The following is a 20,418-nucleotide window of genomic DNA, read 5'->3' on the forward strand; positions in this document are numbered from 1 at the left end:
AGGCTCTTACGACCGCGATAACGCAGGTATGGCCGTTTGAACTGGCTGCGCGACTTCGCGTATTGCTCGCATGTCGCGTTGACCGTTCCCGAGTGGATTCCGAGTTCTTTGCTGCTACCCGTCGTCAGACCATTGAGGTCGAATCCAGTTGGCCATTTCTTGTCCCACTTGAGCGCGTGCTTCTGTGCGTCGTTGCAGAAGTTCCAGACATGGTTAACCGCGCGGCTCTGCTTGTTCAGCAAGCCGTTCAACGACTTCACGCGGTAACGGTACACCTTGATCAACGCTTCCTTTTCAACGCTTTTTCCAGGGAAAACACAAGTTACCTTCAATCAGGAGACATTGCAACTTTGAGCAATTCCAGATCGTTCCGGCGCTTTGAGAGGACGCCTTCGGCGTCCGCGCTATCCATCCCCGCCCTGAAGGGCGAGGTTTCCCGCGCAAACTGATGAAACCTGATGAACCGCTCACACCCCCGGGGCAACCGGATCGTCGCCCCGTGCTGGTCTGGGACGCGCCGACAAGACTGTTCCACTGGCTGGCGGTGGTGCTGGTAGTGGGGGCTTATGCGACCTGGCGGCTGAACTGGATGGACTGGCATATCCGGATCGGCGAAACACTGCTCGCGCTGGTGCTTTTCCGCTTGCTTTGGGGCTGCTTCGGCAGCGAAACCGCGCGGTTCCACAGCTTTATGGCCTCGCCCGCCGCCGCGTTGCACCATCTGCGGCACGTGCTGCGCCGCGAGGCCGACCTCCAAGTCGGCCACAACCCGGCGGGCGGGTGGATGGTGTTGTTGCTGCTCGCTTTGATGCTGGGCGAGACGCTCAGCGGGCTCTACATCAACAACGACATCGCGGACAAAGGGCCGCTCACCGAATGGGTTCCCGCATCGGTCGCCAATGCGATCACGGCGCTGCACACGATCCTGTGGGACGCACTGCTGGCAGCGGTGGCGTTGCACGTGCTGGCCATCGCGCTATACGCGGCGGCCAAGGGTCACAACCTGCTGCTTCCCATGCTGACCGGCCGCAAACAACTGCCGGCGCGCATCGCCGCACCGCGGCTGGCGTCCGCGATGCTGGCGCTGCTTCTGCTGGGGGTTGGCGCCGCCGCAGCGGCGCTTCTCTCGGCGTATCTCTGAGCTGATCTGAGCCCAAGCGCGGCGTCAGTTGCTCTTCGGTGGCAGCACCTGGCCGCGGATTTCGCCGGCGGGATGATCCTTGGTGTGCACGTTGATGTACATTTCGCCGGCAAGGAACTCCTGCGCGTCAGCTGGGGCGAGCGTGGCCTGGCCCTTGAGGGGACTGGTGACCGCGCCACCCTTCCCGGAGAGCCAGACTTTCACCCCAGCGTTCTTGCCCGCCGTGGCGGGCCCGTGGAAATGCGCCATGGTGGCCTCGCTGGGCAGGCCGCTGACCGTGACCGTCCAGGTGACAATCCGTGAGGTGGGATCGTAGGTGAGGTCGGCGGAACCGCTGCCCTTGGTCTCGACAGGAGGCACCTCCTGCGCGCCGCTGAGCGGCACGGTAAACGAGAGGGGCGCCGCATGCGCCAAGGTCATTGCCCCCGCCAGGGCGAGGCCGGAGAGCCACACGTGGGGCCGCCGCGATATCGAAACACGCATTTGATTGTCTCCTGTCCGGTTCTGCATTGGTTGAACAGCGGCCGCCTGCTGTCGTTGCATGGCGGCGAACGTACCCGATGCCGGCGCTACCCGGCTGGCGGCACGAGTCCGAGAAAAGGATAGACCGGGCCGTCTATCAAATCCAGGACTGTCGTTGGCAACCAGGTCGGCGCAATCGGCTAGCGCTTAGCCCGCTTTGCGGAGGGTCTTGGAACGCTTAACGCGAATCATGAAAAATCAGGCCCACGGCATGCCGGCGGCCGCTGCGGATCCGGCTCACCCCGTGTCGCATGGTGACCTTGCGGATACCGCCGCGTTTGCCGGCATCCGGGCGCTGGTTGACGGTGAATACCACGGCGTCTCCCTGGCGCAGCGTCACCACGTCCGCGCGTTGCCGGCCCGGCGAGTTCTCGGTCATGACGAACTCGCCGCCAGTGAAAGAGGTCCCTGGCTCAGACAACAGGATCGCTACCTGCAGCGGGAAGACGTGGTCGCCGTACAGATCCTGGTGCAGGCAGTTGTAGTCGCCCACGCTGTATTCGAGAATCAACGGTGTGGGACGTGTCTGCCCGGCCTGGTGGCAGCGAGTCAGAAAGGCGTCCAGCGCATCCGGGTACTGCACGTCGATGCCAAGTTGCCGATTCCAACGGTTGGCGATGGGAGCCAGGCGCGGATAGAGCGCATGGCGCAGGTTGTCCAGCAGCGGTGGAAGCGGATAGGCGAAATACTTGTACTCACCCCGGCCGAAGCCGTGGCGAGCCATCGCGATGCGGGTGCGGAAGCGGTCTTCCTGGGGATACAGGGCGCAGAGTTGCCCGCACTGCGCCTTGCTCAGCAAGGTCGGCAGAACCGCGTTGCCATAGCGGTCAAGCGACTGCTCGACCGCTCCCCAGTCCAGCTTGGCTGCCACATCCACGACGGCGTTTGCGATCCGGGCATTCATTGCGTGCGTTCCTTCGCGAGCAGCGTGCGCTTGCGCTCCACGCCCCAACGATACCCGGAGATCGATCCGTCACTGCGAACGACGCGATGGCAAGGAATGGCGATGGCAAACACATTGGCAGCGCAGGCACCGGCGACGGCCCCCACGGCCGCGGGGGCGTCCAGGCCCGCGGCAACTTCACTGTAGCTTCGGGTCTGTCCTGCGGGGATGGCGCACAGTGCCTTCCACACGTTTTGTTGGAAGGGCGTTCCACCGATATCCAGGGCAATGACGCCTTCGGCGACGTCTTTGTCGATGAAGTCAATCAGCTGACGCAAGTCACGATCGAGGGATTCGGCGTCCTCCTCTCTCTCAACTTGCGGGAAGGCGTTGCTGAGCTGAGCGCACAGCCCTTCGGCATCGGAATCGAGAAAGATCGCGCACAGGCCATGCTGACTGCGTCCGACTAGGACCCACCCCTCGACGCTCTGACCGATGGCGTAGCGCACGGGGCCGGCGATCTCGCTGCCGGGCGCGCGGAAGTTGTACTGGAAGAGGGAAAGCGGGTTGGATTTCATGGTCATTCACCTGGTGTGCCAAGAGATGTAACCAGTTTAGAAAGCAAGAGGCGAATCGGAACTCCGCTCCTTGCGGTTGAATTCTTGCGCAAGCGAGGGCCTTCAGACTGCTGACTAACCGGAAGCATTAGCCGAAGCCGCCAAGCAGGCCAACGCCGCGCGCCATGACGACGGCTGTCGCTCCCTCTCCCCTCAGGGGGAGAGGGCTGGGGAGAGGGGTGGCTTAGCGAGGAACCACAGGAAGCGAAGCCAATGGCTTTTCCCAGCACGACGGCATAACGAGCGCCCGCCCTCTCCCCCAGCCCCTCTCCCGCGCGCGGGAGAGGGGAGCACGACAACGCAGATCCGGCTTTGCCAGCGAGCTGAAGGGCCCTCGCAAGCGAGGGCCCATTTGCGCTATGAAGAGACTATCCCGCGAAGCACGATGCCCTGGTCCGGATCACGCCTTAAGCAGTAGCCGCATCGGCTTCGTACTTCTCGGCATAGCTTGCGTTGGGCTTGGCCAGGAGGTCAAGCTGCTGCAGCGCCAGCGTCCCTTGGCAAACGTCCCGGAATTCGATCGCAAGAGTCGGAGTTTTTTCTTCGCCCTCCCCTCGTACATTGGAGGCTTACCTGCTGAGCGAGACCGGCCCGATCCGGCTCGCCTGAGGAGATTTTCATGCAATTGCATTTGAGCCACCTCGATTCCCCGTTGGGTGAAATGCTGCTCGTCACCGACGCGCAGCAGACGATTCGTGCCCTGGACTTCGCCGACCATCGGGCCCATCGCCTGCGCGCCTGCGTGCACATTACGGCACCTTCGAACTGGGCGAGACCCCCGCACCGGCTACCATTGCCGACGCGCTGGCCCGATATTTTTCGGGCAAACTGGATGCGTTGGACGAGTTGGCGACCCAGACCGCCGGCACGGACCTGCAACGCCAGGTCTGGGCTGCCCTTCGCCTCATCCCGGCCGGCTCTACCACCAGCTACGGCAAACTGGCCAAGGCAATGGGATTGGCCGACCCACCTGCGGCCATCGATATCGGTGCCGCCAGCGGTGCCAACCCAATTGCTATCGTGGTGCCATGCCACCGCGTGATTGCCGGCAACGGCGAGCTCAAGGGTTACGCCTGGGGCCTGCACCGCAAGCGCTGGTTGCTCGAACACGAGAAGGCGATCGGGCCGTATCCCGTCGCCCCGCAAACCGCCACCCTGCCAGGATTCTGATCTTGCCGACCACAGTGATCGCCACCGACCTGTCGCCCGAGGCGTACAGCCAGGCCGCAGAATTCCTGTCTGGACTGGACACCGACTGGGCGCGCCACGTCGCCGCCACCGGCCCCTGCCGCCATGCCGCGAAACCCGCGCGTGAGCCCTTTGAGGCGCTGGTGCGCGCTATCGCCTACCAGCAACTGCACGCCAAGGCGGGCGACGCCATCCTGGCGCGCCTGCTGGCGCTGTATCCGGATGTGGCCTTCCCCGCTGCGCAACAGTTGCTGGCCACCGATCCCGAACTACAGCGCGCCTGCGGTTTCTCGGCAACCAAGCTCGCCACCCTGCGCGGCATTGCCCAGGCCACCGTGGATGGAATCGTGCCCACCCGGACCGAGGCGTTGCATTTGCCCGATGACGCGCTGATCGAACGCCTGGTCTCGCTGCGCGGCGTGGGCCGCTGGACCGTGGAGATGCTCCTGATCTACACCCTGGAGCGCTCGGACATCCTGCCGGTGGACGATTTCGGCGTGCGCGAGGGCTACCGGCGGCTCAAGGGCCTGGAGAAGGCGCCTACGCCGCGCCACATGCGCGAGATTGGCGAGGCCTGGCGTCCTTATCGGACCGTCGCGGCCTGGTATCTGTGGCGCATCCCCACACGATGACAATTCAATCGCAAGAATCGGAGTTCTTGCGATTGAATTCAGCCTTACCCTGACTTCGTCATCAAGCATGCAAAGGAATTCGCCATGAGTTCGACACATCAGACGCGTCGGGCCTACGCAACCGACGACTTGCGCTGGCAGGCGGTCCAGGCCCGCGACCCCAACGCCGACGGGCATTTTGTGTATGCCGTGCGCACCACCGGCGTGTATTGCCGGCCCAGTTCGTCAGCCCGTCTGCCCAAGCGCGAGAACGTTGCGTTCTTCGACACCGCCGAAGCCGCCGAGGCGGCGGGCTATCGCGCCAGCCGCCGCGCCAAGGGCGACCAGACCCGTGCGGCCGCCGAGCGCGCCGACCTGGTGGCCCGGGCCTGCCGCCTGATTGAAGCCGCCGAGACGCCGCCCAACCTGGACGAACTGGCCACACAGGCCGGCATGAGCCCGTTCCACTTCCATCGCGTGTTCAAGGCCGAAACCGGACTCACCCCGAAAGCCTATGCCTCGGCCAATCGCGCCAGGAAGCTGCGCGAAGAACTCAACGTGCCCAACGCGTCGGTCACGGATGCGATCTATGGCGCGGGCTTCAACTCCAACAGCCGATTCTATGAAGCGTCCGAGCACTTACTCGGCATGCACGCCCGCGACTACCGCGCCGGCGGCATAGGCGCGGTGATCCGCTTTGCGGTCGGCCAGTGCTCGCTGGGGGCGATTCTGGTCGCACAGAGCCAGCGCGGCATCTGCGCCATCCTGCTCGGTGACGATCCCGACCTGCTGGTGCGCGACCTCCAGAACCAGTTTCCCAAGGCGCAACTGGTCGGCTGCGACGCTGGCTTCGAACAGTTGGTGGCACAGGTGGTGGGCTTCATCGAGGCGCCCTCCATTGGCCTGAACCTGCCGCTGGATGTACGCGGCACCGCCTTCCAGGAACGCGTCTGGCAGGCGCTGCGCGAGATCCCGCCCGGGATCACCGTGAGCTATGCCCAGATCGCCGAGCGCATCGGCGCCCCAAAGGCCGTGCGGGCCGTGGCGCAGGCCTGCGGCGCCAACCACATCGCCGTCGCCATACCCTGCCACCGCGTGGTCCGGCGCGACGGCGACATTTCGGGCTACCGCTGGGGCGTGGAGCGCAAGCGTGAGCTGCTGCAGCGCGAAGCCAAGACCTGAAGGCTGGTTCTCGAATGCACACCGCAACCCACATCATCGACCGCCTGGACTGGCCAGGCATCGCTGCGCAACTGGACATGGAAGGCTACGCCTTGCTGCCCGGGCTGCTTACGCCGGAACAGGCGCGCGACTTAGGCCAGCGTGTCGGCCGTTCCGAAGGTGTCCGCCGAGTGTCCTTGGCCTCTGGCGACCTGGGCCGCGGCGACTTCTTCTATTTCGCGGAGCGCTTGCCTTCGCCGCTTGCGACATGGCGAGAGGCGTTCTATCGCCATCTCGCCCCGATCGCCAACAGATGGAACCAGGCACTGGATGCTGCCTATCGCTATCCGGCAGAACTGGATGATTTTCTCGAACGCAACCGCGAGGCGGGGCAGACGCGGACGCAATCCAACCTGAGCCGGCTGCGCGAGGATGACTACCTGGCTTTGCACCAGCGCGACGAAGGCGAGCACGTGTTTCCGCTGCAACTGGTTGCCTTGCTCGGCGAACCCGGCCGCGACTTCACCGGCGGAGAGTTTGTCATGACCGAGCAGCGCCCGCGCATGCAATCGCGGCCCATGGTGCTACCGCTGAAGCTCGGCGATGCGGCGATCATCACCACCGCCCAACGCCCATTCAAAGGCAGCAAGGGCTACTACCGCGTCAACTTGAAGCACGCCATCAGCCGTGTACGCGGCGGTGAGCGCCTCGGCCTGGAACTGTCGCTCCACGATGCGCCATGATGCGGTCTTGAAGCGCTTCGCCATGACCAATACGACCTGGACCTTGATTGGCCGCGATGGCCAGCCATACCAGAGCGCGGTACCCGGCACGCTCGGCGGTCACCGCGGGGGCAAGCTCTACGGCCGCTTTGACTGCAGGGCCGCGCTGCAGGCCATCGCCCGCGGCGGCTACGCCAGGCGCCGTGTGTTCTTCCTCGACGAAGACACCGCCATCGCCGCAGGCTACCGGCCCTGCGCCGTGTGCCTGCCCGAGGCATATGCCGCCTGGAAGGCGAACCGGCCCGCCGGCGCCGCCAGGAAACGATCGACAAAGACCAAGACCATGACCGCTCAAGCCGCGCTCTTGCAGGATCCTGACCAACACGCTGCTAACAAGCAGGCATCACCCGGCGCTCCTGATGCGCGCATCGCCGCACTGGATTGGCGCCGCATCGAGGAGACCCTGACGCGCGACGGCTACGCAATACTGCCCACGCTCCTGACGCCCGATCAATGTCGGGAGGTGGCGGGCTATTTCACACAGGAGGAGCGATTCCGCAGCCGTATCGTGATGGAGCGCTACGCGTTCGGGCGCGGCGAGTACAAGTACTTTTCCTATCCGTTGCCCGACCTGGTGGCGGCGCTTCGCACAGCGCTATACCCGCACCTGGCGCCGGTCGCCAACCGCTGGCACGCGGCCATGCGCATGGATGAGCGATTCCCCGCCACGCACGCCGAGTTTCGCGGCGTCTGCCATCGCGCCGGGCAGCAGCGCCCAACGCCACTGCTGCTGCGTTACCGCGAGACGGACTATTGTTGCCTGCACCAGGACCTGTACGGTGAGCACGTCTTCCCGTTCCAGGCGGTCTTCCTGCTCGACCAGCCAGGCCGCGACTTCGACGGCGGCGAGTTGCTGCTAACGGAAAGCGACCCGAAGAAGCCGGGTCGCGCTGAAGTCGTGCCGCTGCGCCAGGGACAGGCCGTGGTGTTCGCGGTCAACAGCCGGCCGGTGCGGTCGACCCGGGGCTTCTACCGGGTCAACTTGCGCCACGGCGTCAGTCAATTGCAAAGGGGACAGCGCCATACCTTGGGCATCATCTTCCACGATGCCGGGTAGGCGCCAGTTACCACGCACTCAAAGCCTGCACTGAGCCACCTGCGAATATGGTCATTGGACCACATTTGACCAATAGGAACTTCCCGGGCTATGTTCTATTGTTGGCGGAGAAGAGAGCCACGGAAGGAGTCATGGAGGCACTTCGACGAAGACAAGGGTCACGCAGGCGTCACGACGCTTGAACCCTGCTAATTGCAGCTAATTGCAACTACATGGAGGACCGAGGAACCTATGTCAAAGACAACCAAGAAGCAGTACCTGAAGGCACTCAACCGGCACCTGAAGAAGGAATCGGCAGGCAGGTTCGATACGGTGTTTGTGTGCTATCCGGTCGGCTCAAAGCCGAAGAACGCGACTGGCGTGACAGCAAGTGCGCCCGCCGACGCACAGATCCTCGCGGTCATGGATGCTGTCCAGGCTCGGGTATTTGCCAAGTTCGAGGATTCGGCAAAGCACGGATAGGCAGATGGTTCGGCGACGGCAGGCCGCGCAGGCGCACTGCAAGCGCCTGGCGTGGCCCTAGCCGGCGTCCTGGTCGAGACCGGAACCCGCCGCCCCAGGCATGACGCCTAGGCCTTCGCCGGACGCCCGGTCTTGATGGCTTCGACTTTTGAGACCGCGGTCAGAAATTGCTTTGGCGATGTCGCGGCAAGAAGCAGCAATCCCGCTCGCAGGATCTCGCTCTTCTTGATGTGCACACCCGCGTCGAGGCATCGCTGCTTGAGCTCGGCGATTTTCGCGTAGTCGGACTTTGGCATCGTGAAGCTGTCGCGCAGCACCTTTTCCTTCTTGGCGCCCTGCGCTTTTTTCGGCACTGCCTTTTTCGGCACGGCCTTGTCCGGCACGGCGGCCTCGGCATGAGCCTCCAGCTTCGTTGGCTTGCTCTTTGCAGCCTTCGTCACTGCCTTCTTGCTATCCGAGCCCCGCGGCGCTTTCTTCTTAGGGGTGGATGCGTTGCTATCGGCTACATACCCGCTCGTCGGAAAATGAAATGCCTCTTTCGTTGGCGGCTTGATGATCGGTGAATTCACGGCAAATCTCAAATCAAAAAACAGGATAAACAGTATATACCGTTTAGCGCCGTTTTCCTGCTCCGCGTGAGTTCGGGTTCGCAAGTGCGGTGCTGCCAGATCGCGTGGACCCACTTACCGCCCTGGCCACGGCCAGGGCTCGCCAATGCTGCGGCGACGGGTATCAGGTGGCGCTTCAAGCCACCGCCCTCGCGCATGAGGATCGCCTCGATTACTTGCTAGTGGCGTCGACGGGGGTCCCGGATTCGCTGCCGGCCGCGGTGCCCCGCCCGGGTCGGCGCACGGCTCTCAGCCTACCGCTGCTTCCGCCTCCGCAGAAGAACTGATCGCCGCCATCGGCCTCCAGCCCCGACACGCCGACGCCAGGCGGCATCTCGAGGCTCTCCAGGACCTTTCCCGTTCGCGGGTCGACGTGCCTCAACTCGCTCTGGTCACCTTCCCAGGTGCCGTGCCAGAGCTCTCCTTCGATCCAGGTGACTCCGGTGACGAAGCGGTTGGACTCGATGGTGCGAAGAATCGCCCCGGTTTGGGGATCGACCTGATGGATCTTGCGCTCCCGATATTGCCCCACCCAGAGGGTGCCTTCGGCCCACGCGAGTCCCGAGTCGTTGCCGCCGCCGGGCGCCGGAATCGTGGCGACCACGAGGCCGGTCTTCGGATCGATCTTCTGGATGCGATCCTCGGCGATCTGAAACAGGTGCTGGCCGTCGAAGGCCGTTCCTGCGTGCGCGGCGACATCCATCGAGCGCAGCGTCTTCCCGCTCGCCGGATCCAGGGCAATCAGCTTGTCGCCGGCAGCAAACCAGACTTGCTGACCGTCATACGTGACCCCATGCACGCTGTCGACACCCGGAAAGGGTCCATACTCACGGATGATTTCGGCCGCTGATCGTTTCATGTCTCCATCCTCGTCGCTCGGTAGTGAAGTGCATTCTAGTCACTCGGCAATGGCGCGGGGAGTAACAAGGTCGTCGCGAATCCCGGCACGGGCGGGGTCATCCAGCGACGCACCCGCCCGCGACCGAACGACTGCACCTTGCCTGCTGCCGCAAGCGCGTCGAGTGCCCGCTGCACGGTGCGCTGGCTGGCGCCAAGCGCCACCGCCAAGGCCGAGCTAGACCACGACTCACCGTCGGCGACGAAAGCGAGCACCGCCGCATGCGCTTCTTCGACGGGCCGCGCCAGCACCACGACCTCGCGGGCGCCGTGCGGCACCAGCGCAAACCCTAGCTTCGTCGCGCTGACGCCGGCCAGCGTCCCAAGCACCGTGCGCAGCCGCCCGACTTCGACGCGCAACCGCGCGCGATGCGATTCATCGGCGTGTTTCGCGCGAAATGCCCGCGCGACGAGCGTGTCCCTCGGCACGTCTGCGGGCCACGCTTCGCCAAGCGCGCGTGCGAGCGCGAACAACACCGGACGCCTTGCCAGCGAGACCACGGTGCGCGCGTCACGCACGACGTGACGGCACGCGTCCACGATGAGCGCACTCGACGCCAGTAACGCTTCCACTTCATCGAGCAGGAGGAGCCGCTCCTCGCCACGCGCAATCAGGCGCGCCGCGGGCGTGGCGAGGACAAGGGCTGCGCTTTCGACCTCCGCCGTCAGCGCAGGGATACCTGCGTGGCGCGCGGCGCGCTCGGCCCGGGCGAGCGCAGCGCGTGCCGTCTTCGTGCGCAGGCGCCGCATCTCGATCCCCGCAACGACCAGTTCGTGGGCGGCCCTCGACGCGGGCGGAAAAGGCGTGGGGTCGAGCTCGGCGAGCGTCAGCTCGGCCTCGTCGAGATGTCCGATCAGGAGGAGGCGCCGGGCCTCGAGAAACCGCGCATGCGCGGCGTTCACCCGGTCGCCGTGCTCCTCCAGCGTCGCCCGCGCTGCGTCGAGCGCCTTCGCCGGCCAGCCCAGGTCGCGCGAGACGAGCGCGATCTCGGCCTCGGCGACGACACACCGCGCGCGGGCAACGGCTTCTTTGTGGCCGAAGGCTCGCGCCGCACTTCGCACGAGCGCCCTTGCTCTCACGAGATCGCCGAGCTGGGCCATCGCGATGCCGCGCAGGGCGAGCGCAGGCGCGTCGTCGCGCAAGGCGACGCGGTTCAGTGCCCCGAGGGGGTCACCCGCCGCAAGCGCGCGCGCCGCGGCCGTGATCAGCGAATCCATCTGAATCCCAATCCCGCCACACTTGTCAATCCCACCGTTCGGATGCCCGGCACTAATCTATCACGACGACCAACCCGTACGTCGTATCGAGAACGGAGCGAACGACGAAGGACACCCAACGGAGGAAAGCATCATGACGAAACACCTGAGCGCGACACGTGAAGAGTGGCTGGCAGCCCGGCTCGAGCTGCTCGAGGCGGAGAAAGACCTGACGCGGCGCAGCGACGAGCTGGCACGGCGACGTCAGGCGCTGCCATGGGTCCGGGTCGACAAAGCGTACCGGTTCGAGACCGACGAGGGCAGCGCCTCGCTGGCGGACCTCTTCAGAGGGCGCTCGCAGCTCCTCGTCTACCACTTCATGTTCGGGCCCGACTACATGGCGGGGTGCCCCTCCTGCTCGGCGATCGCGGACGGGTTCGACGGCTTCGTCGTCCACCTGGCGAACCACGACGTCACGCTAGCGGCGGTGTCGCGCGCGCCGCTCGCGAAGCTGCAGGCGTACAAGCGGCGCATGGGGTGGACATTTCCCTGGGCGTCCTCGTTCGGCAGCGACTTCAACTTCGATGCCAACGTCTCCTTCACCGAGGAGCAACAGCGCGAAGGGAGCGTCGAATATAACTACAAGCGCGGCGGCCACGCGATGGACGCGACACCGGCGCCGGAGCCCGTCGCCCGGTTCGCGGCCACATGCGGGACCGACGCGCGCACGTACTCGCGCGACCGGCCGGGCCTGAGCGCGTTCGTGCTCGAGGACGGCGTCGTCTACCACACCTATTCCACCTATGCGCGCGGCGTGGACGGCCTTTGGGGCATGTACCAGTGGCTCGACCGCGCCCCCAAGGGGCGCAACGAGACGGGCATCTGGTGGCGCCGCCATGACGAGTACGGCGAGTACGGCGTGCGCTGAGCCAGGTCGTGGGCAACGCTGGCGCAACCGGGGGACGGGAGGTCCCGCGACGCATGGTTTCCGGGCGAGCTACCCAGCGCGCCTTCTTCGGCGTCTCGGCGCTGCTATTCGCGGCCAGCGCGGCGGTGACGATCGCCTGGCGCGCGTCCATGCCGGCGATGGGCGAGATGCCGATGCCCGGCGGCTGGACGATGTCGATGGCGTGGACGCGGATGTGCGGACAGACGTGGCCCGGCGTTGCGGCGTCGTTCCTCGGCATGTGGGTCGTGATGATGGTGGCGATGATGCTGCCATCCCTGGTGCCCATGTTGGGGCGCTACCGCCAGGCCGTCGGCACGACAGGCGGGACGCGCCTGGGCCGGCTGACCGCGCTGGTTGGCGTGGGGTACTTCTTCGTGTGGACCGCGTTCGGCATGGCCGCCTTTGTGCTGGGCGTCGCGCTGGCGGCGCTCGAGATGCAGTTGCCCGCGCTGGCGCGCGCCGTGCCGATCGCGGCCGGTGTGGTCGTGCTGATCGCCGGCACGCTCCAGTTCACCGCCTGGAAGGCACACCACCTTGCCTGTTGCCGGGAGGCGCCTGGGCGCGGGTGTACCTTGCCGGCTGACGCCGGCACGGCCTGGCGACACGGCCTGCGCCTCGGCCTGCACTGCAGCTACGCCTGTGCAGGGCTGACGGCGATCCTCCTCGTCATCGGGGTCATGGACCTGCGCGCGATGGCTGTCGTGACGGCAGCCATCGCCGTCGAACGTCTCGCACCGGCCGGCGAGCGCGCCGCGCGCGCCATCGGCGCCGTCGTCGTCGGGGCAGGGTTGATCCTGATCGCGCGAGCAGCCGGGCTCGGATGAAATGGGCGCGCGTTTGTCAAGGAATCGCCCATGCCATTGCGGCGAGCTTCTGGCCAAGCTGGAACATGCTGGCCATGTTGCCGATGATGCTGTTGCGCTGGCCCCGGCACCGCTGAGGCCAGCGCGTGGCGCGCGCCCGCCCCATGGACGCGCGTACACCAGGGCCTGCCTTCTCCGTTGATATGGCTGGCACCCCGCGGCTCGCCTTACCCAGCACCTGCTGTGCGCTGCATACCGCACACTACTTATCGCGCCTTTCACGCCCCGTCTTTCACGTCCCTTTACCAGGCGCCAACCGGCCTCTCCCGCCGGCTTATTCCCCCGCTGGTTCGCCCTCGATCGGGTATGGCAGTGACCTGCTATGGCTGGCCTAAGTCTTGGGCGTCAGACTTGGCACTGCCCCTGCGGTAGAGCAACCATCCCGGGAGAATGCCGTGAACACATTGGCCAGCCGATCCTTGCCTGCCGGCCCCAGCAAAGTGCCCGAGGTGACGGCGTTTTTCTGGATCATCAAGATGATGTCCACTACCGTAGGCGAGACCGGCGCCCATTATCTGAACGTCAACTTCGGGCTAGGCCTCGTGAACACCTCGGCCTTAACGGGCCTGTTGCTTGCCATCGCCTTGTTCTTCCAGGTACGGGCAAAAAGCTATGCGCCTTCGCTCTACTGGATCGCCGTCCTGTTTATCAGTGTATTTGGCACGTTGATCGGCACGTTGATCACCGACAACCTGGGCGACCAGCTGGGCGTACCGCTACCGGCCTCGACCGCGGTGTTTTGCGTGGCCCTGATCGCCACCTTCATCGTCTGGTACGGACGAGAGAAGACCCTCTCCATCCGCGCCATCGATACGGTCGGGCGCGAACTGTTCTACTGGACTGCCATCCTGTTCACCTTTGCTCTGGGTACGGCAGCCGGCGACTGGGTGACCCAGGGGCTGGGCCTGGGTTACGGCAATTGCGCACTGCTGTTTGGCGGGCTGATTGCCGTCACTGCCGTGGCTCGCTATGCGTTCCGGATAAATGCGGTTGCCTGCTTTTGGGTGGCCTATGTCCTTACCCGCCCGTTTGGCGCGTCATGCGGCGATCTCCTGTCTCAATCGGGCAGCCATGGCGGCCTGGGCCTCGGGACTGCAGGCATGAGTGCGATTTTCCTTGTGGTCATTGTCGGCCTTGTCCTCTACCTGTCGCTTGCGCAGAAGCGGCTTATGAACTTTTGAACTTTTGAACTTTTGAAGTTCTGAAGCTTTTTTTTAGTTTTGAAGTTTTGAACGCCTGATTCCAACCATAGATCGAACTGTCGAACAGGAGCAAGAACCATGAATGGAAGTCCCACGAACCCAACTATCGTAGAGCGGAGCCTGAGCAAGGTTCCCGAAATCACGCTGATGTTCTGGCTTGTCAAGATCGCGGCAACCACGCTCGGGGAAACAGGCGGCGATGCCTTGTCGATGTCGATGAACCTGGGCTACCTCCTCAGTACCGCCATCTTTGCCGTGATCTTCCTGATCGCGGTATCGGCCCAGATTTCCGCCAAGCGCTTTCAGCCCGTGTTGTACTGGGTGACGATCGTCGCCACCACGACCGTGGGCACGACCCTGGCCGATTTTGCCGACCGGTCCCTTGGCATTGGCTATGCCGGCGGCACCGCGGTGCTATCTGCACTGCTGATGCTCTCATTGGCGATCTGGTACAGGACGCTCGGCACGGTATCGGTCGACACCGTGAAAGCGCCGAAGGCGGAGATGTTCTATTGGGTGACGATCATGTTCTCCCAGACTCTGGGCACCGCGCTCGGAGACTGGACGGCGGACACGGCCGGGTTGGGCTACGTGGGCGGGATGATGGTCTTCGGGGCGCTGCTGGCAACGCTGGTTGCGGCCTATTACTGGACGAAGATCTCCCGCACCTTGCTCTTCTGGGCGGCCTTTATCCTCACGCGCCCGCTCGGCGCCGTAGTGGGCGATTTCCTCGACAAGCCGCTGCATTCCGGCGGCTTGGCGATGAGCCGCTTTTCCGCCTCGGCCGCGCTGATGACGCTCATGGTGGCGTGCATCCTGTTCTCCCCGCAACGGGCGGCGGCTCGCGCAAACCACTGACCCTGCACGCGCCGCCCGGCGCTATGATGTGGAGGCTGGGGATGCCGGTGAGCTTGCTGCCTGCCGGTATGGTTCCCGCCAAGACGCGGCGCCTTGTCCATGGGAGGGTAAATGCGGGTACTGCTGGTCGAAGACGACCCGATGATCGGGCAAGCGATCCAGGATGCACTGAAAGACGCATCCTACGCCGCCGACTGGGTCAGGAACGGACAAAGCGCCCTGGATGCGCTCGCCTGCCAGGACTACGACACCGTGTTGCTCGATCTCGGTCTGCCAGGCAAAAGCGGCCTGGCGGTGCTCGCTTCGGTCCGCGCCCGGGACAACCCCGTGCCAGTGCTGATCATCACGGCGCAAGACGGCCTGGAGGACCGCATTCGCGGCCTGGACGCGGGCGCCGACGACTACGTGCTCAAGCCATTCGAGATGGCCGAATTGCTCGCCCGCATGCGCGCCGTCTCGCGGCGCAAGGGCGGCGTGGCAACACCGGTGCTGAGCAACGGCATCGTCTCCCTGGATCCAGCCACCAAGCTGGCAACGGCGCATGGCGGCGAAGCGGTGCAACTCACCAATCGGGAGTTCGCCCTGTTGCAAGCCTTGCTGGTCCGGCCCGGGGCCATTCTCTCCCGTACCGAACTTGAGGAGCGCATCTACGGTTGGGGGGAGGAAGTGGAGAGCAACGCCGTTGAATTCCTGATTCATGCCTTGCGCAAGAAACTGGGAAGCGCCGCGATCAAGAATGTCAGGGGAATAGGATGGATGGTCACCAAAGAGGATGGAAGGGGCTAAAGGATTCCATCCGGATCCGCCTCTCGCTCTGGCTATCGCTCGCCATCCTGGTGGTGGCGCTCGTGGCCGGGGTGTTTTCCTTCGTCGCTGCATTCCAGGAGGCCAACGAACTGCAAGACGATATGTTGCGCCAGGTCTCGGTGCTGTTCGACCGCCAGCATCTGCCGGTGCCGCACCTCGGAGATAGTGGCAGGCTGCCGAACAGCGACGAAGAGGCGCGGGTCGTCGTGCAGTACCTTGCGCCGGGCACCGGCAAGAGCGGTGGCGCAGATGGCGGGCTGCCGCTGGCGTTGCCAGCCACGGCGGCAGACGGGATCCAGACCCTCGACATCAACGGTGAGCCTTATCGTGTCGTGGTGAGAACGCTCGCCACCGGCGAGCGCATCGTCGTCGCGCAGGAAACTGGATTTCGTGACGAGATCGCCCGGGATGGCGCGCTGCGCACCGTTCTTCCCTTCCTGATTCTGGTGCCCATCCTGCTTCTGATCGTCGCCGACCTGGTGCGCAAGATGTTCATGCCGATCGCCGCCTTGTCGGAGGAGATCGATCAGCGCGGCGAGCAGGAGTTGCATCCGCTACCGCAGGAGCACCTGCCCGCGGAAATTCGCCCTTTCGTGGTGGCCATCAACCGTCTGCTTGGCCGCGTTTCCGAGTCGATGGACGCGCAGCGCCGCTTTGTAGCCGACGCGGCGCATGAACTGCGCTCGCCGCTGACCGCGCTCTCCCTGCAGGCGGAACGGCTTGCAGGCACTGACATGTCGGAGACTGCCAGGATGCGGCTCGTGGCGCTGCGCCGTGGCATCGAGCGAGGCCGCGGCTTGCTGGAGCAGATGCTGAGCCTGGCCCGGGTGCAATCCTCGACACCCGTCCCCATGGCGCTGGTGTCCGTGCGGGCAGTGTATCGGCGCGTGCTGGAAGACCTCATGCCGCTGGCGCAGGCCAAGGACATCGATATTGGCGTGGATGGCGAATCCGACGCGCAGGTTCTGGCCAACGAGATGGACCTGTTCACCATCGTGAAGAACCTGGTCGACAACGCGATTCGCTATACGCCAGAGGGGGGACAGGTCGACCTGTCCGTGCAAACCCAGGAGGGCAAGGCGATCTTGCAGATCAAGGACACCGGATCCGGTGTTGCACCGGAAGAACGAAGCCGGGTATTTGATCCGTTCTACCGCGTGCTTGGCAATGAGGCGATGGGGTCCGGTCTTGGCCTGACCATCGTGCGGACCATCACGGACCGCATCGGCGCGCAGATCTGTATCGGCTACGCCAACGAGCAAGCACGAAAAGGGCTAAGCGTAACCGTGCTGATTCCGGGGGCTAGCGCGTGAGCTGGCCGAGGCCGGCGGACAAGGGGCGGATGACATGCGCATTCTGGTCATTGAAGACGACAGAAAGATCGGCTCGTTTGTCGGCAAGGCGCTGCAGCAAGCTGGCTTCGCGGTCAACTACGCCGAGGATGGCGCGAGCGGGCTGAATCTGGCGCTCACCGCACCGTATGACGCCGCCATTGTTGACATCATGCTTCCCGGCTTGGACGGTCTGTCGCTCATCGAGGCAATGCGCCGGCAAAAGGTGACCACCCCGGTCATCATCCTCAGTGCCAAGCGCTCCGTCGACGACCGCGTCAAGGGCCTCCAGGCGGGAGGCGACGACTACCTGACGAAACCGTTTGCGCTGGCCGAACTGCTCGCACGCGTCCACGCGTTGATCCGTCGCGCCGCCGGGGCCACCGAGCCGGCCCGGCTGATCGTGGCTGAACTGGTTCTTGACCTGTCGAGCCGCGAAGTGACCCGAAACGGGCAAAAGATCGATCTGCAACCGCGTGAGCTGTCCCTGCTCGAGTACCTGATGCGCAGTGTCAACCGTCCGGTGTCCAAGATGATGATCCTCCAGCACGTCTGGGACTATAGCTTTGATCCCCAGACCAACGTCGTCGACGTCCTGGTCTGCCGCCTGCGCAATAAGCTCGATCGCGGCTTTCCCGTGAAGATGATTCACACCATCCGGGGAGTGGGATATGTTCTCAAGGGCCCTTGACTTCTTTCGCAGGGGGCTTGGCGCTCGCATTGCGCTTTGGTACTCGGCATTCTTCATCCTCAGCACCGTTTCGCTTTTTGCGCTTGCCTATTTCCTGCTGGCTTCCTCCCTGCGCCAGCGGGACCTGGACAGCATTGAGCAAAGGCTTCACCAACTGGCTGCCGAGTATCAGGCAGAGGATCTCGCCGGGCTCAGGAAGGAACTCGCGCTTGAAACGCGGCTGCGCAAGACAAAGCCCTTTTTCATTCGCATCGCCGGTCCCGCCAATGCCACGGTCTTCCTGGAGATCCCCGATCAGTGGGCGCAGTACGACCTGACCCGCCTCGAACACGTTCCCCAAGCTGCCCCGGGCGACCTGATCCGGCTGCCCGCAAAAGACGACGAGGCCATGCTGGAGATCGCCAGCATGCGCCTGCCCGACGGGGGGCAACTGCAAGTCGGCAAGAGCACGGAAGAGCGCGACAGCGTACTCGAGCGCTTTGGATGGATCGTCGCGGGCGTCATGATCCCGATGGTGATCGTCGGCGTGCTCGGTGGGGCTATCCTCGCGCGGCGTGCCTTGCGGCCGATTCGCCAGCTCATCCAGACGGTGCATGCGATTGAGTCAGGGGCAATGCAAGCGCGGGTGTCGCTGCGCAAGAGCGGCGACGAACTGGACGAACTCGGGGCGCTGTTCAACGGCATGCTGGACAAGATCGCAACCCTGATCCAGGGCATGCGCGACGCGCTCGACAACGTCGCCCATGATTTGCGTACGCCGCTGGCGCGCCTGCGCGGCATCGCGGAAATCGCCCTTCGCTCGGAGCGCGAGCCGGCCATTTGCCGGGACGCGCTGGCGGACTGCGTGGAGGAGTCGGACCAATTGCTGCAGATGCTCAACACCCTGATGGACATTGCCGAGGCGGAAACCGGGATGCTCAAATTGCACCTGGAGCCCGTGAGCATCCCGACCCTGCTGGCCGATGCGGTTGACCTCTATCAGCAGGTGGCCGAAGAAAAGGCGATCACGGTGTCGGTCATTGCGCCGCAGCCGATCTGGATGACGGCTGACCGCAGCCGCCTTCGCCAGGTCCTGGCGAACCTGCTGGATAACGCGATCAAGTACACCCCGGCAGGTGGGCGAATCGAGATGGAAGCCCGCGCGCTACAGCATGCGATGGTGATCCGCGTCACGGACAGCGGCATCGGCATGGCGCCCGACGAACTGCCGCACATCTGGGACCGTCTCTACCGCGGGGACCATAGCCGCACGCAGCGCGGCCTGGGGCTGGGACTGAGCCTGGTGAAGGCTGTGGTCGCCGCGCACCAAGGCCGGGTGGAGGCTTCGAGCGAGCCAGGGATGGGTTCCGTCTTCACGCTCACGTTTCCTCTCGGCGGCACCGACGACAGCCCGTTTCTTTCCGGCGATCCGGCGAGCCTTGCCAAGCTGTAATGTTGCGGCAAGGCACCAGCAAGATTCGGCGACCACTATGGCCTCTGTGGGGTAACGCAAACGATTCACCCAAGAGGTATGAGGTATCGATGAACGGGAAGCCAACTATACGTCTGGTACTCGGCACACTCACATTGGGGGGTGTGCTGCTTGCCACCGCCGGCGCGGCTGATCACGGGAAAACGCCCTCCCCCGCCTATCAGTCCAGCATCCGGGTGCCGGACCAGGAAAAGGGAGAGCGGGGAGAAGCGGCCAGGCTCGTCGGCCTGGCCAGGATCGACGCGACCCGGGCCACCTCGGCCGCCTTGGCCAAGGTATCCGGGTCGGTGCTCAAGGTTGCCCTTGACAACGAGAACGGCAACCTCGTGTATAGCGTGGAGATCAAGACGGCCGGCAATGAGGTCAAGGATGTGAAGGTGGACGCCGGCAACGGCGCGGTCTTGCATGTGGCTGCGCCCGGCAATGAAGGGGAAGACGAGGATTAGCCTGCCGCCGATGCGAAAAGTAGCACGACCATTGCGCCGATCCCGGTGCTTTGGCTGCCCGGAACGAGCGCCCTTGCCATGGATATCGCACGTTTGATTCAAGACTACGGCTACCTCGCGGTCGCCGCGGGGACCTTTCTGGAAGGGGAAACCATTCTCATCATGGCAGGCGTTGCCGCGAATCGGGGCCATCTTGCGTTGCCGACCGTGATCGTGATCGGCACGCTGGCAAGCTTCTTGGGCGATCAGCTTTACTTCTATGTTGGTCGACGATATGGGACAGCACTGCTGGCGCGATTTCCGTCCATGCAATCACGCGCGGCACGCGCCAGCGCGTTGCTGCACAGGCATCACCTTCCACTGATCCTGTCCATCCGATTCCTGTATGGCCTGCGCATCGCCGGACCGATCGCGATCGGGATGAGCGCCGTTCCGTGGTTCCGGTTCCTGGTTCTCAACTTGACGGGCGCCGTCGTCTGGGCGGTAGCCATCGCCGGGGCGGGCTATGGCTTCGGACAGGGCCTGGGGTATCTGCTGGGGAATTTCGATAGTGACGAGGCCTGGGGGCTAGCCGCGATATTGCTCTGCGGAGCGCTGTGGTGGCTATTCGCGCGGTACCGATCTCCTGCGAAGCCAGGGAAGTAGCAACGGAAGTAGCAACGCCCGTGACTCCC

22 protein-coding genes and 2 pseudogenes are annotated in these 20,418 nt (G+C 64.5%); 17 read left to right on the forward strand and 7 right to left on the reverse strand.

What is annotated here, in order from left to right; translation table 11 throughout:
- A pseudogene (locus ACGLHR_RS36570) lies at nucleotides 1-284 on the reverse strand (RNA-guided endonuclease TnpB family protein); the annotation flags it as partial.
- A gap of 164 nt (nucleotides 285-448) precedes the next feature.
- Between ACGLHR_RS36570 and ACGLHR_RS36575 the strand changes: the two are divergent.
- Entirely contained in the window at nucleotides 449-1,141 is a 693-nt protein-coding gene (locus tag ACGLHR_RS36575; RefSeq protein ID WP_267604174.1) for a cytochrome b/b6 domain-containing protein, read from the forward strand.
- A 24-nt stretch (nucleotides 1,142-1,165) separates the two neighbouring features.
- On the opposite strand, the gene ACGLHR_RS36580 is transcribed toward ACGLHR_RS36575, so the two are convergent.
- The 3 genes from ACGLHR_RS36580 to ACGLHR_RS36590 all read right to left on the reverse strand — a co-directional run bounded on the left by ACGLHR_RS36580 (nucleotide 1,166) and on the right by ACGLHR_RS36590 (nucleotide 3,124).
- Nucleotides 1,166-1,624, reverse strand: a complete 459-nt coding sequence (locus tag ACGLHR_RS36580) for a CHRD domain-containing protein (protein ID WP_400100096.1) — start codon at nucleotides 1,622-1,624, stop codon at nucleotides 1,166-1,168.
- Between the two features lie 217 nt (nucleotides 1,625-1,841).
- Complete coding sequence (locus ACGLHR_RS36585) at nucleotides 1,842-2,567, reverse strand: 2OG-Fe(II) oxygenase (protein ID WP_400100098.1); 726 nt, start codon at nucleotides 2,565-2,567, stop codon at nucleotides 1,842-1,844.
- A complete protein-coding gene (locus ACGLHR_RS36590; protein WP_400100100.1) occupies nucleotides 2,564-3,124 on the reverse strand; it encodes a methylated-DNA--[protein]-cysteine S-methyltransferase in 561 nt (186 codons plus the stop codon). The genes ACGLHR_RS36585 and ACGLHR_RS36590 overlap by 4 nt, the downstream gene beginning before the upstream one ends.
- A 658-nt stretch (nucleotides 3,125-3,782) precedes the next feature.
- Here ACGLHR_RS36590 and ACGLHR_RS36595 point away from each other — a divergent pair.
- The 6 genes and pseudogenes from ACGLHR_RS36595 to ACGLHR_RS36620 all read left to right on the forward strand — a co-directional run bounded on the left by ACGLHR_RS36595 (nucleotide 3,783) and on the right by ACGLHR_RS36620 (nucleotide 8,424).
- Nucleotides 3,783-4,333: pseudogene (locus ACGLHR_RS36595) on the forward strand (methylated-DNA--[protein]-cysteine S-methyltransferase).
- Nucleotides 4,334-4,335: 2 nt separating this feature from the next.
- Nucleotides 4,336-4,983 carry a DNA-3-methyladenine glycosylase family protein gene (locus ACGLHR_RS36600; RefSeq protein ID WP_400100102.1) on the forward strand — a complete coding sequence of 216 codons (648 nt, stop codon included), beginning with the start codon at nucleotides 4,336-4,338 and terminating at the stop codon, nucleotides 4,981-4,983.
- 84 nt (nucleotides 4,984-5,067) lie between these two features.
- Nucleotides 5,068-6,144, forward strand: a complete 1,077-nt coding sequence (gene ada / locus ACGLHR_RS36605) for a bifunctional DNA-binding transcriptional regulator/O6-methylguanine-DNA methyltransferase Ada (RefSeq protein ID WP_400100104.1) — start codon at nucleotides 5,068-5,070, stop codon at nucleotides 6,142-6,144.
- Between the two features lie 14 nt (nucleotides 6,145-6,158).
- Nucleotides 6,159-6,866 carry a 2OG-Fe(II) oxygenase gene (locus ACGLHR_RS36610; protein ID WP_400100106.1) on the forward strand — a complete coding sequence of 236 codons (708 nt, stop codon included), beginning with the start codon at nucleotides 6,159-6,161 and terminating at the stop codon, nucleotides 6,864-6,866.
- Between the two features lie 322 nt (nucleotides 6,867-7,188).
- Nucleotides 7,189-7,962, forward strand: a complete 774-nt coding sequence (locus ACGLHR_RS36615) for a 2OG-Fe(II) oxygenase (RefSeq protein WP_400100145.1) — start codon at nucleotides 7,189-7,191, stop codon at nucleotides 7,960-7,962.
- A gap of 231 nt (nucleotides 7,963-8,193) precedes the next feature.
- Nucleotides 8,194-8,424, forward strand: coding sequence for a hypothetical protein (locus tag ACGLHR_RS36620; protein ID WP_318237753.1), 231 nt, complete (start codon nucleotides 8,194-8,196; stop codon nucleotides 8,422-8,424).
- Between the two features lie 107 nt (nucleotides 8,425-8,531).
- Here the strand turns inward: ACGLHR_RS36620 and ACGLHR_RS36625 are convergent, their stop codons facing one another.
- The 3 genes from ACGLHR_RS36625 to ACGLHR_RS36635 all read right to left on the reverse strand — a co-directional run bounded on the left by ACGLHR_RS36625 (nucleotide 8,532) and on the right by ACGLHR_RS36635 (nucleotide 11,147).
- On the reverse strand, nucleotides 8,532-8,993 hold the full coding sequence (locus ACGLHR_RS36625) for a hypothetical protein (protein WP_400100108.1): 462 nt from the start codon (nucleotides 8,991-8,993) through the stop codon (nucleotides 8,532-8,534).
- A 211-nt stretch (nucleotides 8,994-9,204) separates the two neighbouring features.
- Nucleotides 9,205-9,891, reverse strand: coding sequence for a glutamine cyclotransferase (locus ACGLHR_RS36630; protein WP_400100110.1), 687 nt, complete (start codon nucleotides 9,889-9,891; stop codon nucleotides 9,205-9,207).
- A gap of 35 nt (nucleotides 9,892-9,926) precedes the next feature.
- Nucleotides 9,927-11,147 carry a helix-turn-helix domain-containing protein gene (locus ACGLHR_RS36635; RefSeq protein WP_400100112.1) on the reverse strand — a complete coding sequence of 407 codons (1,221 nt, stop codon included), beginning with the start codon at nucleotides 11,145-11,147 and terminating at the stop codon, nucleotides 9,927-9,929.
- Nucleotides 11,148-11,280: 133 nt separating this feature from the next.
- On the opposite strand from ACGLHR_RS36635, the gene ACGLHR_RS36640 reads away from it, so the two are divergent.
- The 10 genes from ACGLHR_RS36640 to ACGLHR_RS36685 all read left to right on the forward strand — a co-directional run bounded on the left by ACGLHR_RS36640 (nucleotide 11,281) and on the right by ACGLHR_RS36685 (nucleotide 20,389).
- Complete coding sequence (locus tag ACGLHR_RS36640) at nucleotides 11,281-12,054, forward strand: DUF899 domain-containing protein (RefSeq protein WP_400100114.1); 774 nt, start codon at nucleotides 11,281-11,283, stop codon at nucleotides 12,052-12,054.
- A 53-nt stretch (nucleotides 12,055-12,107) separates the two neighbouring features.
- Entirely contained in the window at nucleotides 12,108-12,899 is a 792-nt protein-coding gene (locus tag ACGLHR_RS36645) for a DUF2182 domain-containing protein (RefSeq protein ID WP_400100116.1), read from the forward strand.
- 434 nt (nucleotides 12,900-13,333) lie between these two features.
- A complete protein-coding gene (locus ACGLHR_RS36650) occupies nucleotides 13,334-14,119 on the forward strand; it encodes a hypothetical protein (protein WP_400100118.1) in 786 nt (261 codons plus the stop codon).
- Between the two features lie 99 nt (nucleotides 14,120-14,218).
- Nucleotides 14,219-14,998, forward strand: coding sequence for a hypothetical protein (locus tag ACGLHR_RS36655; RefSeq protein WP_400100120.1), 780 nt, complete (start codon nucleotides 14,219-14,221; stop codon nucleotides 14,996-14,998).
- 111 nt (nucleotides 14,999-15,109) lie between these two features.
- Nucleotides 15,110-15,784, forward strand: coding sequence for a response regulator transcription factor (locus ACGLHR_RS36660; RefSeq protein WP_318237445.1), 675 nt, complete (start codon nucleotides 15,110-15,112; stop codon nucleotides 15,782-15,784).
- Complete coding sequence (locus ACGLHR_RS36665) at nucleotides 15,751-17,118, forward strand: ATP-binding protein (RefSeq protein WP_400100122.1); 1,368 nt, start codon at nucleotides 15,751-15,753, stop codon at nucleotides 17,116-17,118. Before ACGLHR_RS36660 ends, ACGLHR_RS36665 begins: the two co-directional genes overlap by 34 nt.
- A gap of 34 nt (nucleotides 17,119-17,152) precedes the next feature.
- Entirely contained in the window at nucleotides 17,153-17,827 is a 675-nt protein-coding gene (locus ACGLHR_RS36670) for a response regulator transcription factor (RefSeq protein WP_400100123.1), read from the forward strand.
- On the forward strand, nucleotides 17,808-19,259 hold the full coding sequence (locus ACGLHR_RS36675) for a sensor histidine kinase (RefSeq protein ID WP_400100124.1): 1,452 nt from the start codon (nucleotides 17,808-17,810) through the stop codon (nucleotides 19,257-19,259). Before ACGLHR_RS36670 ends, ACGLHR_RS36675 begins: the two co-directional genes overlap by 20 nt.
- 89 nt (nucleotides 19,260-19,348) lie before the next feature.
- Complete coding sequence (locus tag ACGLHR_RS36680; protein WP_400100126.1) at nucleotides 19,349-19,744, forward strand: PepSY domain-containing protein; 396 nt, start codon at nucleotides 19,349-19,351, stop codon at nucleotides 19,742-19,744.
- 78 nt (nucleotides 19,745-19,822) lie between these two features.
- Complete coding sequence (locus ACGLHR_RS36685) at nucleotides 19,823-20,389, forward strand: DedA family protein (protein WP_400100128.1); 567 nt, start codon at nucleotides 19,823-19,825, stop codon at nucleotides 20,387-20,389.
- The last annotated feature ends 29 nt before the right edge of the window (nucleotides 20,390-20,418 follow it).

Origin of the sequence: Cupriavidus sp. CuC1, assembly GCF_044627735.1 — a bacterium.
Lineage (GTDB): Bacteria > Pseudomonadota > Gammaproteobacteria > Burkholderiales > Burkholderiaceae > Cupriavidus > Cupriavidus ulmosensis.